Below are 15,616 nucleotides of genomic sequence, written 5' to 3' on the forward strand. Positions count from 1 at the left end.
GGGAGACGCGCCATGCACCAGGCAGACCTGATCCTGCACAACGGACGCATCCACACGGTGGATCGCGAGAACCCCAGCGCCACCGCCGTGGCGATCAAGGACGGCAAGTTCCTCGCCGTCGGCAGCGATGCCGAGGCCATGGCGCTGCGCGGCGCCGCCACCCAGGTCATCGACCTGCAGCGGCGCTGCGTGATCCCCGGCCTCAACGACTCGCACCTGCACCTGATCCGCGGCGGCCTCAACTACAACCTGGAGCTGCGCTGGGAGGGCGTGCCCTCGCTGGCCGACGCCCTCGACATGCTGCGCCTGCAGGCCCAGCGCACGCCCACGCCGCAGTGGGTGCGGGTGGTCGGCGGGTGGAACGAATTCCAGTTCGCCGAGCGGCGCATGCCGACCCTGGAGGAGCTGAACAAGGCGGCGCCGGACACCCCGGTGTTCGTCCTGCACCTGTACGACCGCGCCTTGCTCAACCGTGCTGCGCTGCGGGTCGTCGGCTACACCAAGGACACGCCAAACCCGCCCGGCGGCGAGATCGTCCGCGACAGCAACGGCGAACCCACCGGCATGCTCATCGCGCGGCCCAACGCGATGATCCTCTACGCCACCCTGGCCAAGGGGCCGAAGCTGCCGCTGGAGTACCAGGTCAACTCGACCCGGCAGTTCATGCGCGAGCTCAACCGCCTCGGCCTGACCAGCGTGATCGACGCCGGCGGCGGCTTCCAGAACTACCCCGATGACTACCAGGTGATCCAGCAACTGGCCGACGCCGACCAGCTGACCGTGCGCATCGCCTACAACCTGTTCACCCAGAAGCCCAAGGAAGAGCTCGCCGACTTCCAGAACTGGACCCGCACCGTCACCTACGGCCAGGGCACCGACTACTTCCGACACAACGGCGCTGGCGAGATGCTGGTGTTCTCCGCCGCCGACTTCGAGGACTTCCTCGAACCGCGCCCGGACCTGCCGGCGAGCATGGAAGACGAGCTGGAGCCGGTGGTCCGCCACCTGGTCGCCAATCGCTGGCCGTTCCGCCTGCACGCCACCTACAACGAATCCATCTCGCGCATGCTCGACGTGTTCGAGAAGGTCGACCGCGACATTCCGTTCAACGGCCTGCCGTGGTTCTTCGACCACGCCGAGACCATCACCCCGCACAACATCGAACGCGTGCGTGCGCTGGGCGGCGGCATCGCGATCCAGGACCGCATGGCCTTCCAGGGCGAATACTTCGTCGACCGCTACGGCGCCAAGGCCGCCGAAGCCACGCCGCCGATCAAGCGCATGCTCGCCGAGGGCGTGCCGGTAGGGGCGGGCAGCGACGCCACCCGCGTCTCCAGCTACAACCCCTGGACCTCGCTGTACTGGCTGGTCAGCGGCAAGACCGTGGGCGGCCTGAGCCTGTACCCCGAGGGCCTGTCCCGCGAGCTGGCGCTGCAGCTGTACACCCATGGAAGCGCCTGGTTCTCCAGCGAGCAGGGCAAGAAGGGGCAGATCAAGGTGGGCCAGCTGGCCGACCTCGCGGCGCTCTCGGAAGACTTCTTCAGCGTCGAGGAAGAGGCCATCAAGGGCATCGAGTCGGTGCTGACCGTGGTCGGCGGCAAGGTGGTCCACGGTGCCGGGCCATTCGACAAGCTGGCGCCGCCGGTGCTGCCGGTGGTGCCGGACTGGTCGCCGGTGGTCAAGGTGCCGGGGCACTGGCGCCCGCAGGCGCCGCTGCAGAAGGCGGTGCACCAGTGCGTCGGCTCCTGCACGGTGCATGGCCACTCCCATGAACGGGCGCGCACGAAGGACGTGCCGGTGAGCGACTTCGCCGGCTTCTGGGGCGCCTTCGGCTGCTCCTGCTTCGCCTTCTGAGCATGGCCGCGATGGACGAGGCGAAAGCGCCGGCCAGCTCGCCCTGGCAACCGCTGAAGGCGAAGGTGTTCCGCTGGCTGTGGCTGGCCAGCATCGCCTCGAACATCGGCACCTGGATGCATGAAGTGGGCGCCGGCTGGCTGATGACCAGCCTGTCGGCCAGCCCGCTGTCGGTGGCCCTGGTGCAGGTCGCCGGGGCCCTGCCGGTGTTCCTGCTGGCGCTGCCGGCGGGGGCGCTCGCCGACATCGTCGACAAGCGCCGCTACCTACTGGCGGTGCAGGTGTGGATGGCGGCGGTGGCCCTGGTGCTCGCGCTGCTGACCCTGGCCGGCTGGATGACGGTGCCGCTGTTGCTGGCGCTGACCTTCGCCATGGGCCTGGGCACCGCGCTGATGATGCCGGCCTGGACCGCCCTGGCCCCGGAGCTGGTCAGCCGCGACGAGCTGCCGGCGGCGGTGGCCTTGTCCAGCCTCGGCGTCAACGTGGCGCGGGCGCTCGGCCCGGCGCTGGCCGGGGTGCTGGTGAGCCTGAGCGGCCCCTGGCTGACCTTCGCCCTGAATGCCGTTTCCTTCCTCGCAGTGATAGGCGCGCTGTTCGCCTGGAAACGCACGCCGAGCGAGTCTGTGCTGCCCGCCGAGCGGCTGTTCGGCGCACTGCGCGCCGGCCTGCGCTATGCCCGCAGCGCGCACCCGCTGCAAGCGGTGCTGGTGCGTACAGCCGCCTTCTTCCTCGGTGCGGCGGCCGGCATGGCGCTGCTGCCGCTGCTGGTTCGTCGCGAGCTGGGCGGCACGCCGCTGGACTACGGCATCCTGCTCGGATGCGTCGGCGTGGGGGCGGTGCTCGGCGCCGTCGGCCTGCCGAAGCTACGCGCGCGCTGCAGCAACGACACCCTGGTGCTGTTGGCCAGCGTGGTTTACGCCGGGGTGCTGTTCGGCCTGGCTTATCTGCGTTCATTCCTGCTGCTGGCGCCACTGATGCTGCTCAGCGGCGCGGCCTGGATCGCCGTGCTGTCGAGCCTGCAGGTGGCGGCACAGACCTCGGTGCCGGCCTGGGTGCGGGCACGGGCGCTGTCGCTGTACATCCTGGTGTTCTTCGGTTGCTCGGCGGCGGGCGGCGTAGCCTGGGGCGCGGTGGCCAGCCACCTGTCGATGGCCGCTGCCTTCGCCGGTGGCGGCCTGGCCTTGTTGCTCGGCCTGCTGGCGCGCTGGCGCTTCCCGCTGCCGGCCAGCCGTGCCGACGACCTGGCACCTTCACTGCACTGGCCGGCGCCGCTTCTTGATGCCGCGCTGGACCGCGAGCGTGGCCCGGTGATGGTGACCCTGGAATACCGCATCGCCGCCGAGCAGCAGGACGCTTTCCGCGCCGCCATGCAGGACGTGCGCCGCATGCGCCAGCGCAACGGGGCATTCTCCTGGGGGCTGGTGCAGGACAGCGAGGACCCGACGCGCTGGCTGGAGTTCTTCTTCGACGAATCCTGGCTGGAGCACCTGCGCCACCACGGCCGCGTCACCCGCGCCGAGCAGGCCATAGAGGCCGCCGCGCGGCGCTTCCAGGAAGAGGGGGTGGCGGTGCAGATCCGCCATCTGCTTGCAGCGCCCGGGCGTTGATCTTTCAGCTGTTCGCACTCAGCGCCAGGCGCTGGGAGACAGGCCGGTCAGGCGGTTGAACACGCGGCAGAAATGCGCCTGGTCGTAGAAGCCGCATTCCAGCCCGATCTCTGCCAGCGGCAAGGTCGCCTCGGCCAGCAGGCGCTTGGCCTTTTCCACCCGCTGCAGGCGCATCCACTCCTGGGGCGAATGGCCGATACTGGCCTTGAACTTGCGCGTGAAGTCGCTGCGCGAAAGGGCGCAGGCCTCGGCCAGCAGGGTGACGCTGATGCCGCTTTCCAGGTGCGCGAGGATGAGCCTGCGGGCCCGTTCTTCCTGCCAGCAAGCGAGCTTGCGCGTGGGCGCGCTCCCGGCGCTGCGCTCGATACTCCGACTGAGCATGGCTGCTCTCACTGAAATGGACGTATCGCTATCTTTCGCGGGCCTCGGCAAGGCAGCCAGTTAATGCCGGTTAATGCTCATTAAGCGGCGGCACCGGCGAAGGCGGACGGCTTCATTTCGGTGCATGAAGGCGGGGTGTCATGCCGTGCCGGGAGGCTGGGGGCGGCCGTTCGGCGGATGATCATGGGGCTCAACGGCGCGGATTGCGCTCTAGCGTGGGTTTGAGCGAGCGGCCGTGTTAGTCGTTGTTAATTTTTATGCGGTTGCACTCGGCAGCGTCATCCTTTTTGCACTAGAACGGAATCGGCGGCTCCGCGGAGCTGCACCCGAGGCAGCCTGCCACCTTGAAGCCGGCGCCTTGCCCGCGTGCAAGAACCACCAGGAATCATGAGAAGAGAACAATCGATGCCGGCCGAACCCGCCCTGGGTTTCGGCCCTTATCTGGTCTATCCCGCGACCTGCTCCATCGTCGAGAACGGCCGGCCGCTGCGCCTCGGGCGACGCGCCTTCGCACTGCTGCTCGTGCTGCTGGAAAACGCCGGCCAGGTGGTCAGCAAGCGCGAACTGCTGGACCGCGTCTGGCCCTGCGGGAGTGGGGAAGAGGGCAACCTGCGGGTACACATGGCCGCCTTGCGCAAGGCCCTGGGCGATGGCCAGGAAGGCCGCCGCTACATAGTGACGGTGGCCCTGCGCGGCTACAGCTTCGTCGCGCCGACCCGCCGCGTCGGCGGCGCTCCGCCATTGCCGATCGCTGTATCGGGCCGGCACAACCTGCCGCCACGGCGCAGCCGCCTGCTGGGGCGGGAGGGCGAGGTGGCGCAGATCGTCGGCCTGCTGCAGAGCGGTCGCTGCATCTCGGTGGTGGGCTGCGGCGGCATCGGCAAGACCAGCGTTGCGTTGCAGGCGGCCGAACAGCTGATCGACCGCTACCGAGACGGCGTGCGCATGCTCGACCTCACGCTGCTTCAGGATGCCGGCCCGCTGTCCAGCATGCTGGCGGCGTTGCTCGGCGTTCCAGGCCAGGCCGGCAGCTCGCTGGAAGCCATCTGCGCGCAGCTCGGCGAGCGCGAAATGCTGCTGTTGATCGACAACTGCGAGCACCTGATCGAAGCGGCAGCGCACCTGGTCGAGTGCGTGCTGCGCGCCGCGCCCAAGGTTCGGGTGCTGAGCACCAGCCGCGAGGAACTGCGCGTCGCCCACGAGCAGGTCTATCGACTGTCGCCGCTGGCCAGCCCGCCCAGGCAGACCGCCGAGGTCGCCGCAGCGCTTGCCTATCCGGCGCTGGCCCTGCTGGTCGAGCGGGTACGCAACGTCGACGAGGCATTCGAGCCCCGCGCGGCGGACTTGCCGCGCCTGGTCGAGATCTGCCATCGCCTGGACGGCATGCCGCTGGCGATCGAGCTGGCCGCCGGGCAGATCGCCGCGGAGGAAAACCATGACCTGGCGCTGCTCGACGGCGACAGCTACCTCGACCGCCCCATCGAAGCCGAGCCGGCGCATCCCCGGCACCGGCATCTGCGCGCACTCTTCGATTGGAGCTACGCGCTGCTGCCGGCGGTCGAGCAGGCCAGCCTGCGCCGGTTGGGCGTGTTTCGCGGCAGCTTCACCCTGGAGTCCGCCGCGGTGATGCTCGGGCTTCCGGGCGACCCGGGGGCCGGTTGCATGCTGATTGCGCACCTGGCCAGCAAGTCGCTGATCAGCGTCGAGGCCAGCGACGACGAGTTCACCTACCGCCTGCTCGAACCCATCCGCCTCTATGCCCTGGAACAGCTCGAAGCAGCTGGCGAGCTTCACGAAACGCGGGTACGCCACCTGGGGCTGTGCCTGGCGCGCCTGGAATGCGCCCAGCGCGAGTGGGAGAGCCTGCCGACCGAGCGCTGGTTGGCGAGGCACTCCCGCTGGCTGGGCGACCTGCGTTCCGCGTTGAACTGGGGGCTGGATGACGAGGTGCGCCATCCCCTGGCGATTCGCCTGGCGGCCTGCTCGGCGCCGATCTGGCAGGAGATGTCGCTGCTGCATGAGTACGGCGCGTACGTGACGCGAGCGCTCGGGCTGCTGGGCGCAACGTCATACGCACAAACGGATGACGCCCTGCGCCTGGCGACCCAGCTGGAGCTGGCGCTGGGCAACTGCTCCTACCACGGGCAGGTGGTGTCTTCGCAGGCCATAGGCGCGTTCCAGAGTGCCCGGCTGCTCGCGCAGCGCACCGGTGACGCGGCGGCGGTGCTGCACGCCATTTCCGGGCAGGTCGCAGCCAGCCTGCGCTCCGGGCAGTACCTGCAGACGCTGGCACTGAGCGAGGAGTTCGACCAGTTGGCCCAGGGCCACGGCGACGAGCTGGCCGTCAGCTCGCAACGCCTCAGGGTCCTGGCCCTGCATTTCTCGGGGCGGCAGACGCAAGCGCAGAGCCTGGCCGAAGAAGTGCTGGCGACGCTCGAACGGGAGAACCGGGCCAACCGCTTCGCGCTGTGCATGGGCGTGCAGTACGAGCAGCGCGTGGCATCGCTCACGGTGCTGGCGCGCATTCTCTGGCTACGCGGCTATCCCGAGCAGGCCGAGCGGCGCGTGCAGCAGGCGCTGGACCTGGCCTTCCAGCTGGAACACACGCCGTCGATCTCTTACTCGCTGGCCACCGCCGGCTGCGTGATCGCCCACTACAACGGCGAATACGAAAAGGCCGCCAGCCGGCTGCGGCAGTTGTTCGAGGCTGCCTCGCGGCATTCCATCCCGCTGTTCGCCGACTGGGCGCAGCACTATGCCGGGGTGATGCGTTGCACGGGCCTGCCCTTGCCAACGACGCCGGCCAGCGGGCTGGTGAGGGACATCGTCATGACGCTCGGTGGCAGCCAGGAGCTGGCGTCGCAGCGGGCCGGCAGCAGTGCCACCGGCTGGTGTGCCCCGGAGTGGCTGCGCATCGAGGCGTGCCAGTTGCTCGAGCGAGGCAGCGAGGGTGGCGAGGCCGAGTCCCTGTTGTCGCGGGCGCTCGAGCTGGCCCGCCGAAGCGGCGCGCTCGCCTGGGAACTGCGCTGCGCGACCACCCTGGCCCGGCTCTGGCGCGACCAGGGCCTCGTTGCGCCGGCGCGGGAGATGCTGGCATCCGTCTACGCTCGCTTCGAGGAAGGCTTCGCGACGCCCGATCTCAAGGCCGCGCGCGAGTGCCTGGCGACGCTGGGCTGAGCCTGGAGAGAGGTCGGCCCGCCGTCACTTGGGCAGGAAGTCGCGAATCGCCTTGATGGTCGGCCCCGGCGCTTCTTCCATCAGCCAGTGTCCGGCGCCCGGCACCACCTCGGTGACATTGTCGGCGGCGAGCGGCGCCCACATGTCGCCGGTGTCGCCGAAGCCATGCAGCAGCACCATGGCCGGCCCCAAACGGAAAAGGGACAGAGGTGGCATGGGCCCTCTGTCCCTTTTTTCATGACGCCTGGGTGAATCAGGCCTCGCGGTAGGTGCCTTTCTGCTTGGCGGCGTGGGTCGCCAGCGCATCCATCAGCGGCGGCGACAGGCAGTCGTAGGGCTCCAGGTTCAGCTCGCGCAGGCGCTTGCGGATGGCTTCCATCTGCGACGGTGGCGTGCCGCTCTCGATCACCGAGGAAACGAAGGCGGCGAAGCCTGGCGCCGCCCAGCCTTGTTGCGGGGAGAGTTCGGTGTGGACGAAATCCAGGCCGTAGAAAGCGTGGTCCTTGTTCTCGATGCGCCCGAACAGGTGCGCCCCGCAGGCGCGGCAGGCGTGCCGCTGGATGACGGCGCTCTCGTCGACGATGTGCAGCTTCTCGCCGTGGGCCACCACGCTGACCTTGTCGCGCGGCACCACGGCGATCACCGCGAAGGTCGCCCCGGCGGGCTTCCAGCACTTGGTGCAGCCGCAGGCGTGGTTGTGCAGCGTCTGCGCCGCGACCGCGACTTCCACCTTGTCGGTCGCGCACAGGCACTGCAGGGTGCCGCCGCTGAAGCCGGGCTGTTCCGGGCGGATGCCGTTGTCCAGCGAGGGATGAAGGTGAACCGTGCTCATGGGGTTGATCCTCCTGGCGATCGATCCGGCAGGGCGGGCGCAGCGACATGCCGCGCCGGCAGGCCCTGTCCGGCGAAAGGGATGGCGGCCTTCGTGCAGCGGGACGAAGGCCGCGCTGACGCTCGACTGTTCTCATTCACGATAGGCGAGCTTGCGTCGGCCCGGCGCCCCGCCGACAGGGAGCGTGGGTGCCCCGGCGTCAGCCGCCCAGGGCGATGATGGCGAGTATCAGGGCCGTGGCCAGCAGGGCGAAGACCAGGCCGCCCAGCCAGGGCCGGCCGCCCGCATAGCGGGTCAGGGTCCAGCCGAAGAGGAAGAACATCACCAGCGCGACCATGTTCGAACTGCGCACGGCCAGGGGCACGTTGTCGGTCAGCAGGAACGGGATCACCACCGGGAAGGTGGCCAGCACCACCAGCAGGAAGGTGCCCAGCGCGCCCAGCAGGTCCTCCAGCCCCAGCCGCGCCCGCGGAGGCGGGCCGGAACGGGCCAGCAGGCCCTGGCGCAGTTGCTCCAGGCTGGCCGGTTGCGCCGCCTCGGCGAGCCGTGGCGGCAGGGCGTCGGCGATCAGCGCCTGGCCTTGCTCGGCGCCGATGCCGCTGTGCAGGCTCAGCAGCAGGGAGCGGTTGTGCGAGCGGTCCGTCCAGGTGCGCAGCAGGTACATGAACGCATCGGCCAGGCCCCACGCCAGGTTGCAGCCGAAGGCGGCGATCAGCATGGTGCGTGCCTCTTCCTGGCCCGCGGTGGCAATGCTCAGCGTCCCGGTGAAGGTCATCGCCATCAACAGGCCGAAGACCGCTTCGGTGACCCGGTCGACGGGGGCGAGTATCGGCCGGCGTTTCTCTTGTTCTTCCTGTGCCATCGAATGCCTCCAGTGGGGCGTCATGCCGAGGGGTCGGTTCTTCCTCCGTCGAGGATGCCCGGAGGCCAGCGAAACACAGTAAGCGTAGGTGCGATCGAAGCTGTTTAAAGCCACGGCCCGCTCGGCCTGGAGCTACATCGAAACTACGGCTGCGGCAGGCTGTGCAGGTTGCTGTCGATGATCCGCTGGACGATCTCCACGCCGCCGTTGATGGCGAACTGCACGCCCATGCAGACGAGCAGGAAGCCCATCAGCCGCGAGATGGCATCGATGCCCGACTGGCCCGTGGCCTTCATGATCAGGTCCGAGGCGCGCAGGCAGCCCCAGAGGATCAGCGCGGTCAGCAGGAAGATCAGCGGCGGCGCGGTCAGCAGGACCCACGGCGGAAAGTTCGTGTTGTGTTTGATGCTGGCCGAGGCGCTGATGATCATGGCAATGGTGCCGGGGCCTGCGGTGCTCGGCATGGCCAGCGGGATGAAGGCGAAGCTGGTGCGCTGTTCATCGTCTTCCCCCGAGCGGGAGGTCGGGCGCGGCTGGGGGAAAAGCATGCGCCCGCCGATAATGCAGAGGATGCCGCCGCCGGCGATGCGCAGGCCCGGGATGGAGATGCTGAACACGCCCATGACGAACTCACCGATGTAGTAGGTGAGCGTCATGATGAGAAACACGTAGAAGGCGGTCAGCCGCGCCTGGCGGTCCTTTTCTTCCCGGCTCAGCCCGCTGGACAGGGCGAGAAACAGCGCCACCGTCGTCGGCGGATTGATCAGCGGCAGCAGCGCCAGGATTCCGAGCATGAGCGCGTCGAACAAGCTACCCATGCCCGGTCTTCCTTGGTCTGTGCGCGCGGGTGGCGCGCCGAAGTGTCATGCGCCGGCTACCGGTTGAGCATGATGCTCAGGTCGCTGTTCACTTCCTTGATCGCCTGCTTGAAGTCGTCGGCGGTGATCTCCTCCTTGTTGTTTTCCAGGGTCTTGCCGAAGACCTTGCGCACCACGTAGGCCAAGGGCTTGCCCGTCGCGGCGTCATTGATGGCGGCTTCGATATAAAGCTCGGTGTTCTGATCGCGATACCCGGCGGCCGCCCCGGTGGCGCCGACCACCGCGGCGATGGGGACCACCTCGTACCATTTCATGCCTTCGTTGGAGGCGCTGACGCCGGTGATCGCCGCCCGCATTTGCATGGCGCGCTGCCCGGCGGGGATCGACTGCCGGTTGGGCACCACCTTGTAGCGCAGCGCGATGGTTTCCCTCGCGGAGTCGCTGGCGTATTGCTGCAGGTCTTGCAGGGTCTTGCGATTGACCCGCTCGTCCGGCTTGGGCGCGGGGTAGAACAGCAGCGAGTCGAACACGACAGTGCTGTAGGTACGCGGCTGGAAGCTCGGGTCGATCCAGCGCATCACCGGGTGGCCGCTGGGCGAGGTCGCCTCCTGGAGCTTCGAGTAGTCCGGCAGGAAGCCGGAATACTGTTCCTTCTCCGTCACTTGCGAGGTACAGGCGCCGAGCAGCAGGCTGCTGAAGATGACGCCGACGAGCGTTCCGTTGAATCTGCTCACGATGGGACTCCCTTTGGTCGGGGCGGGTGGCCGTTGCGCCGATGAGCACCGGCGCTTCAAGGAGTCTAGGAGCGTTTCGGCCCTCGGCCACTGGCGCTCATCTGCTGCCGAAGCGGGCCGGTCGGGCATCCACCACGCCGCCGGGGATGGGAGCGGGGAGCGGCGGCGTACCTGTAGGAGCGAGCTTGCTCGCGAACTGCCCGCCGCGAAATTGTTCGCGAGCAAGCTCGCTCCTACGAAGAGCCAAGGCGCGTCTCGGGGCCCGGCTGAGTTTCGGTCGGACTGTTGGCCACACGATCGGCGGCCGACGTTCGCACGCGTTGCCTACCGATCAGGCAACGCCGTTCTCCTGGGTGCCTTCCAACTGCTTGCCCAGCGGCGTCTGTGCCGAGCCATTCTCGGCCAGGCTCTGGTCCTGCTGCAGGCCCAGCGGGGTGCGGCTGGAGCCGTCCTCGGCCACCTTCTGTTGCTCCTGCAGTTGCTGGCCCAGCGGAGTCCGTGCCGAGCCGTTCTCGGCCAGGGATGGGTTCTGCTGCATGCCCAGCGGGGTGCGGCCGTAGCCGTCTTCGGCCAGCTGCGCAGCTCCGCTCTTGCCGGCCACAGGCGTCGACTGGAAGCAGGCATTGCCGTTCGAGCAGTTCGTCTGGGCAGCGTTGGCGTGTACGGCCACACCGGCCAGGGAGAAGGCGATGGCGGTCAGCAGGGTGTTCAGCTTGTTCATGGCGGTGATCCTCGAGCGTGGGAGTGGGCATTCATGCAAACCAATCGGACCAGGGTCGTACGCCGTCGAAGAGCACTGGGCCTTGCCGTGCGTCGATGTCCTGATGGGGCTCATTGAATGCCCGCAAGGTATCTGCGAGGTGTCGCGAAGGCGCGCGTTCAAATGCACAAGTGTTTAAGCGGGCCGAGGACACAGTGGGATACAAACGACCCGGCGTTCGCTGGCTCGCTGAACTGCAGGTTCGGACGGCGCGCCCGAGCGGTGCCGCTGGCGCAGGGCTTGAAGCTGTTCCCTCGGCAGGGCTGCGCGAGGGGCTTGGCTGCCCCGGAGGGAGGGCTGGGGGGACGGATCTTGCGGCGCCGACGGTGCCTTGGTCCTCAGGACGAGAGCGCCTGCTTGAATCCGTCCCCATTGCCGTTCGCTACGCTGGGTTTCACGCAGCTGCCACCGTGTTGCCGAAGAGCGCGCGAGTGTTCGGGTGCTCTGCCAGCGGGACGAAGGTACGGCTGCTGGTGTCGAGTGCGTCGATCGAGCCGGTCTCGATGTCGTACACCCAGCCATGCAGGTTCAGCAGGCCTTTCTCCAGGGCCAGGCGCACGCTCGGATGCGTCTGGATGTTCGCCAGTTGTGCGATCACGTTTTCACGGACCATCGAGGCGACTTTCGCCGACTCGCTGGCATGCGCGTGCGATTCGTTGATGACCTTCGCCGACTCGGCGTGCTGCAGCCAGCCGCCCACGGCGGGTAGGTGGTTCATGCATTTGCACTGGGCGACCGCCGTCATGGCGCCGCAGTCCGAGTGGCCGCAGATCACGATGTCGGTCACGCCCAGCACGGCGACGGCGTATTCGACGGTGGCCGAGACGCCACCCGGATGCGGGCTGTAGGAGGGCACGATGTTGCCCGCATTGCGGATCACGAACAGCTCGCCAGGCTCCTGCTGGGTCAGCAGTTCCGGCACTACGCGGCTGTCGGAGCAGGTGATGAACAGAGTGCCCGGGTTTTGCGTGGTGGCCAGGTGCTTGAACAGCTTGGTGCGTTGCGGGAAGGCTTCCTTGCGGAACTTCAGGAATCCATCGATGAGCGCTTTCATGGGGTTTTCCTCAGGGTGTTGAAAAGGGGCGTTCAACCGGCGCAGCCGGTGCCGAAGACCATGTAGTTCACGGTATGGGTGGTGCCTTCGGAGTCCAGGTAGGTCATCTGGGCGGGCACCACGCCGCACACGTCGGCGATAGGGGTGACGCTCACGAGATGGGCGATGTCCAGGTCCATGCCGTAGCGGTAGGGCACGGCTTCATCGGCGGCTTGGGCCTGGGCGGCGATGCCGGCGCACAAGGCGGCGGCGAACAGAATTTTTTTCATGGGGCGTCCTCCAGGGCGCATTGGTGAGGGGCAGCGGTTTCAGGGGGGTGGATAGGGCCCGCACGCGAGTGCGGGCCGGTTGTCGTCAGAAGGGACGCAGGGGCAGGAACTTGCCGTCCAGGGTGATCACGGCGCGGGAGCCGCCTTCCGGGTCCTCGACCTTCTGCAGGCCAAGCTTGAAGTTGATGGCGCTGATGATGCCGTCGCCGAACTGCTCGTGGACCAGCGCCTTCAGGGTGGTGCCGTAGATCTGGATCATCTCGTAGAAGCGGTAGATGGTCGGGTCGGTCGGCACGCCCGAGAGGCTGCCGCGCAGCGGGATGATCTGCAGGCGGGCCACGGCGTCGGCGTCCAGGTCGAGCTTGTCGCCGATGACTTCGGCGGCGCTCTGCGGCAGCGGGTGCTGGCCGAGCAGGGCGGCGGTGACATAGGCCAGGCCAAGGCCGGTGCCGTCGGCCAGGTCCTGCCAGGACAGGTTCTTGCGCGCTTTGGCATCGAGGATCTGGGTGGTCAGGGCCAGGCTTGCATCGTTGTAGGCGTGGGACTGTTGCATGGTGTTTTTCCTGTTGCTGTGGGTGTGTGTTTCGGTGTGAGGCCATCTTCCTCTCGGATGATCGATAGCGTCCAAGACCGATATACAATGCGCCGCATAAGCACTGCCTATAGATGGTGATCCCATGCTGCTGCGACATCTGCGTTACCTGCTGGCCGTTGCCGACAACGGCGGCTTTACCCGCGCCGCCGAAGCGCTGCACGTCTCCCAGCCGACGCTGTCGCAGCAGATCCGGCAGCTGGAAGAGACCCTCGGCGTCACCCTGTTCGACCGAACTTCGCGCACGGTCAAGCCGACCGATGCGGGCCAGGCGTACATCGAATGTGCGCGGCGGGTGCTGGTGGAGCTGGAGGCGGGCAGGCGCGCGCTGCATGACGTGAAGGACTTGTCCCGCGGCACCCTGCGCCTGGCCATGACCCCGACCTTCATGGCGTATCTGGTCGGGCCGCTGGTGCGCGACTACCTGGCGCGCTACCCGAACATCCACCTGGAGCTTTTCGAGCTGCCGATGTCCGAGATCGAAACCGGCCTGGCGGACGATTCGCTGGACCTGGCGATTGCCTTCGATGGGGTGAGGAGTGCCGACATCGAGTCGATCCCGGCATTCACCGAAACCCTGGGGCTGATGGTGGGCAAGGCCCACCCGCTATACGACAGCCAGGCTGTCCTGAGCGCCGAGCAGGTGGCGCAGCTGGAATTCGCGCTGCTGACGCCGGAATACATCACCCGCGCGCGCATCGACGAATACTTCGTCGAGTCGCGGATCGCGCCCAAGGTTGCGATAGAGGTGAACTCGGTGAGCACGCTGCTGGAAGTCGTCCGGCACACCGCCATGGCCACCCTGCTTCCGGAGGCCATCGCCACCGGCGAGCGGGCCCTGCGCAAGATTCCACTGGAAGTGGCGGCGCCGAAGCGCGGGGCGGCTGTGCTGCGGCGCAGGAACAACTATCACAGCGCGGCGTCGGTGGCCTTCATGGAGCTGCTGCTCGGCAGCGACCTCGCCTCATTGGCAGGGGCTTGAGTCAAGCGGCCTCCCGAGCCGATGGCGGTTTCCGCCAATCACCAAGAGAACGCCTGCGAGGCGTCGTCCAAAAGCGGGCGAGGCCCCTTGCTTGCGGCGCCGTTCCCTCAATCGGCGGGCTCGGGGCTCTGTTGTGGCGTGACCTTCGCCGGCGCGGACTTCGCCGACGACAACCGCGACACGCCGAACAGCACCAGCGCCAACCCCGCGATCTGGTACAGCGAAATCGCCTCGTTGAGCAGCGCCCAGGAGGCGAACACGGTCAGTACCGGCCCGAGGTTGCCGAACGCAGCTGCGTGGGTCGCGCCCATGCGCTGGATGGCCAGCGCCATCCAGTAGATCGGCAGCACGGTGGAGAACAGCGCCATCAGCGCGCCGTGCATCCACACCGCGTTCGGCAGCGTGGCCAACTGATGCACGTCGGCGCTCACGGCGTAGTGAATCAGCACCATCACCGCCGAGGCGGCGCCGGCCAGCCCCGACAGCCGCATCGAGCCGATGCGCCCCACCACCGCCGACGTGCCCACGTAATACAGCGCGTAGGTCACGGCGCTGGCGAATACCCAGAGGGCGCCCAGCAGGATCTGCCCGTCGCTGCTCTGCACCTTGATGTCGTGCACCAGGGCAACGCCCAGGCCGAGGTAGCACAGGCCCATGGCAGCCAGGGTGCGCAGGCTCGGCCGCTTGCGCGTCACGGCCATCTGCAGCAGCAGGACCAGCGTCGGGTAAGTGAAGAGGATCAGCCGCTCCAGGCCGGCGCTGATGTACTGCAGGCCAAAGAAGTCGAACAGGCTGGAGAGGTAATAGCCGACCAGCCCGAGCAGCAGGATGCGCAGGCCATCGGCCCCCGACAGCCGCGGCCCCTTGCTCAGCCAAACCAGCCAGAGGAACAGCGGCAGCGCCAGGCCCATGCGGATGGCCAGGACGGTAACGGCGTCCACCGGGGCGGCGGCATAGCACAGCTTCACGAACACCGCCTTGAGGCTGAAACCGGTGGCGGACAGCACGGCGAACAGCACGCCGTTCTGCAGGCTGCGTTGGTAGAGAGAAGTCAGTTTGTTCATCGCGGCGGGGAGGGGCGGCAGGAGAGGGCCTTTATTCTAGAAAGAAGGCCGGGCCGCTAGAATCTCAATTTCGCGAAGATGGCTTTCGTTTTTGGAGAACGCGCCATGCACTTCGACCTCGCCGACCTGCGGTTGATCGCGGCCATCGCCAACACCGGCAGCCTGAGCAAGGCGGCGGCCTCGGTTCCGGTGGCGATCTCGGCGGCGAGCAATCGACTGCGCCTGTTCGAAGAGCGCTGCGGCGTTGCACTGTTTGCGCGCCGGAGCGACGGCATGACCCTGACCCCGACCGGGCGCCTGGTGCTGGAGGCCAGCCAACGGGTCTTGCGCGAGGCGCAGCAACTCGACGACACCCTGCGCGACCAAGCACTAACGACCACCGGAAGTCCGCGCCGGCTGCTGGCAAAAGGCGAGGGCAAGCCGGTAGCGCTGCTGGATTGGCAAGGGCAACTGTGGATGGCGCTGATGCAGATGCCGCAGTTGATGCGGGAGGAAGGGCGGGGCAGGCGGAGGTGGTGGAAAGGAAGTAGTGGCTGATATCGAACCGAAGCTGCCGGTCGGAACCGGCAGAAGTCGCCAAGAGAAGACCGTTACTGCTTGGCTTGATCGGAGTGTCCATCGGCACCGGAA

At 67.7% G+C, this 15,616-nt stretch carries 16 protein-coding genes; 5 read left to right on the forward strand and 11 right to left on the reverse strand.

Going from position 1 to position 15,616, the window contains the following annotated elements:
• Nucleotides 1-12: 12 nt before the first annotated feature.
• Both ACA097_RS20205 and ACA097_RS20210 read left to right on the forward strand, forming a co-directional pair.
• Complete coding sequence (locus ACA097_RS20205; protein ID WP_043254243.1) at nucleotides 13-1,854, forward strand: amidohydrolase; 1,842 nt, start codon at nucleotides 13-15, stop codon at nucleotides 1,852-1,854.
• 11 nt (nucleotides 1,855-1,865) lie between these two features.
• The gene (locus ACA097_RS20210) at nucleotides 1,866-3,461 is read left to right on the forward strand and encodes an MFS transporter (RefSeq protein WP_371365558.1); all 1,596 of its coding nucleotides are present in this window, start codon (nucleotides 1,866-1,868) and stop codon (nucleotides 3,459-3,461) included.
• An 18-nt stretch (nucleotides 3,462-3,479) separates the two neighbouring features.
• Here the strand turns inward: ACA097_RS20210 and ACA097_RS20215 are convergent, their stop codons facing one another.
• Nucleotides 3,480-3,842: a helix-turn-helix domain-containing protein gene (locus ACA097_RS20215; protein WP_043254241.1), complete on the reverse strand. Its 363-nt coding sequence runs from the start codon at nucleotides 3,840-3,842 to the stop codon at nucleotides 3,480-3,482.
• A 405-nt stretch (nucleotides 3,843-4,247) separates the two neighbouring features.
• Between ACA097_RS20215 and ACA097_RS20220 the strand changes: the two genes are divergently transcribed.
• Nucleotides 4,248-7,019, forward strand: coding sequence for a winged helix-turn-helix domain-containing protein (locus ACA097_RS20220; protein ID WP_371365560.1), 2,772 nt, complete (start codon nucleotides 4,248-4,250; stop codon nucleotides 7,017-7,019).
• Between the two features lie 24 nt (nucleotides 7,020-7,043).
• Here the strand turns inward: ACA097_RS20220 and ACA097_RS20225 are convergent, their stop codons facing one another.
• The 9 genes from ACA097_RS20225 to cynS form a co-directional block, all read right to left on the reverse strand.
• Nucleotides 7,044-7,235, reverse strand: a complete 192-nt coding sequence (locus ACA097_RS20225; RefSeq protein ID WP_371365562.1) for an alpha/beta fold hydrolase — start codon at nucleotides 7,233-7,235, stop codon at nucleotides 7,044-7,046.
• Nucleotides 7,236-7,272: 37 nt separating this feature from the next.
• Nucleotides 7,273-7,851: an S-(hydroxymethyl)glutathione synthase gene (gene gfa / locus ACA097_RS20230; protein ID WP_371365564.1), complete on the reverse strand. Its 579-nt coding sequence runs from the start codon at nucleotides 7,849-7,851 to the stop codon at nucleotides 7,273-7,275.
• 199 nt (nucleotides 7,852-8,050) lie between these two features.
• Entirely contained in the window at nucleotides 8,051-8,713 is a 663-nt protein-coding gene (locus ACA097_RS20235; RefSeq protein WP_160288017.1) for a hypothetical protein, read from the reverse strand.
• 143 nt (nucleotides 8,714-8,856) lie between these two features.
• Complete coding sequence (locus tag ACA097_RS20240; protein WP_371365566.1) at nucleotides 8,857-9,531, reverse strand: MarC family NAAT transporter; 675 nt, start codon at nucleotides 9,529-9,531, stop codon at nucleotides 8,857-8,859.
• Between the two features lie 56 nt (nucleotides 9,532-9,587).
• Nucleotides 9,588-10,265: a DUF3313 domain-containing protein gene (locus tag ACA097_RS20245; RefSeq protein WP_043254232.1), complete on the reverse strand. Its 678-nt coding sequence runs from the start codon at nucleotides 10,263-10,265 to the stop codon at nucleotides 9,588-9,590.
• A gap of 331 nt (nucleotides 10,266-10,596) precedes the next feature.
• Nucleotides 10,597-10,986: a hypothetical protein gene (locus tag ACA097_RS20250; RefSeq protein ID WP_371365568.1), complete on the reverse strand. Its 390-nt coding sequence runs from the start codon at nucleotides 10,984-10,986 to the stop codon at nucleotides 10,597-10,599.
• A gap of 433 nt (nucleotides 10,987-11,419) precedes the next feature.
• Nucleotides 11,420-12,079: a carbonic anhydrase gene (locus tag ACA097_RS20255; protein ID WP_160288013.1), complete on the reverse strand. Its 660-nt coding sequence runs from the start codon at nucleotides 12,077-12,079 to the stop codon at nucleotides 11,420-11,422.
• Between the two features lie 32 nt (nucleotides 12,080-12,111).
• On the reverse strand, nucleotides 12,112-12,348 hold the full coding sequence (locus tag ACA097_RS20260; RefSeq protein ID WP_043254225.1) for a DUF2790 domain-containing protein: 237 nt from the start codon (nucleotides 12,346-12,348) through the stop codon (nucleotides 12,112-12,114).
• 85 nt (nucleotides 12,349-12,433) lie between these two features.
• Nucleotides 12,434-12,901: a cyanase gene (gene cynS, locus ACA097_RS20265; RefSeq protein ID WP_160288011.1), complete on the reverse strand. Its 468-nt coding sequence runs from the start codon at nucleotides 12,899-12,901 to the stop codon at nucleotides 12,434-12,436.
• 124 nt (nucleotides 12,902-13,025) lie between these two features.
• On the opposite strand from cynS, the gene cynR reads away from it, so the two are divergent.
• Entirely contained in the window at nucleotides 13,026-13,922 is an 897-nt protein-coding gene (gene cynR, locus ACA097_RS20270) for a transcriptional regulator CynR (protein WP_160288010.1), read from the forward strand.
• A 107-nt stretch (nucleotides 13,923-14,029) separates the two neighbouring features.
• Here the strand turns inward: cynR and ACA097_RS20275 are convergent, their stop codons facing one another.
• Entirely contained in the window at nucleotides 14,030-14,986 is a 957-nt protein-coding gene (locus ACA097_RS20275; RefSeq protein ID WP_371365571.1) for a DMT family transporter, read from the reverse strand.
• Nucleotides 14,987-15,091: 105 nt separating this feature from the next.
• On the opposite strand from ACA097_RS20275, the gene ACA097_RS20280 reads away from it, so the two are divergent.
• Nucleotides 15,092-15,523: a LysR family transcriptional regulator gene (locus tag ACA097_RS20280; protein WP_371365573.1), complete on the forward strand. Its 432-nt coding sequence runs from the start codon at nucleotides 15,092-15,094 to the stop codon at nucleotides 15,521-15,523.
• Nucleotides 15,524-15,616: the final 93 nt, after the last annotated feature.

This window comes from Pseudomonas sp. QL9, assembly GCF_041409665.1.
Taxonomy (GTDB): domain Bacteria; phylum Pseudomonadota; class Gammaproteobacteria; order Pseudomonadales; family Pseudomonadaceae; genus Pseudomonas; species Pseudomonas knackmussii.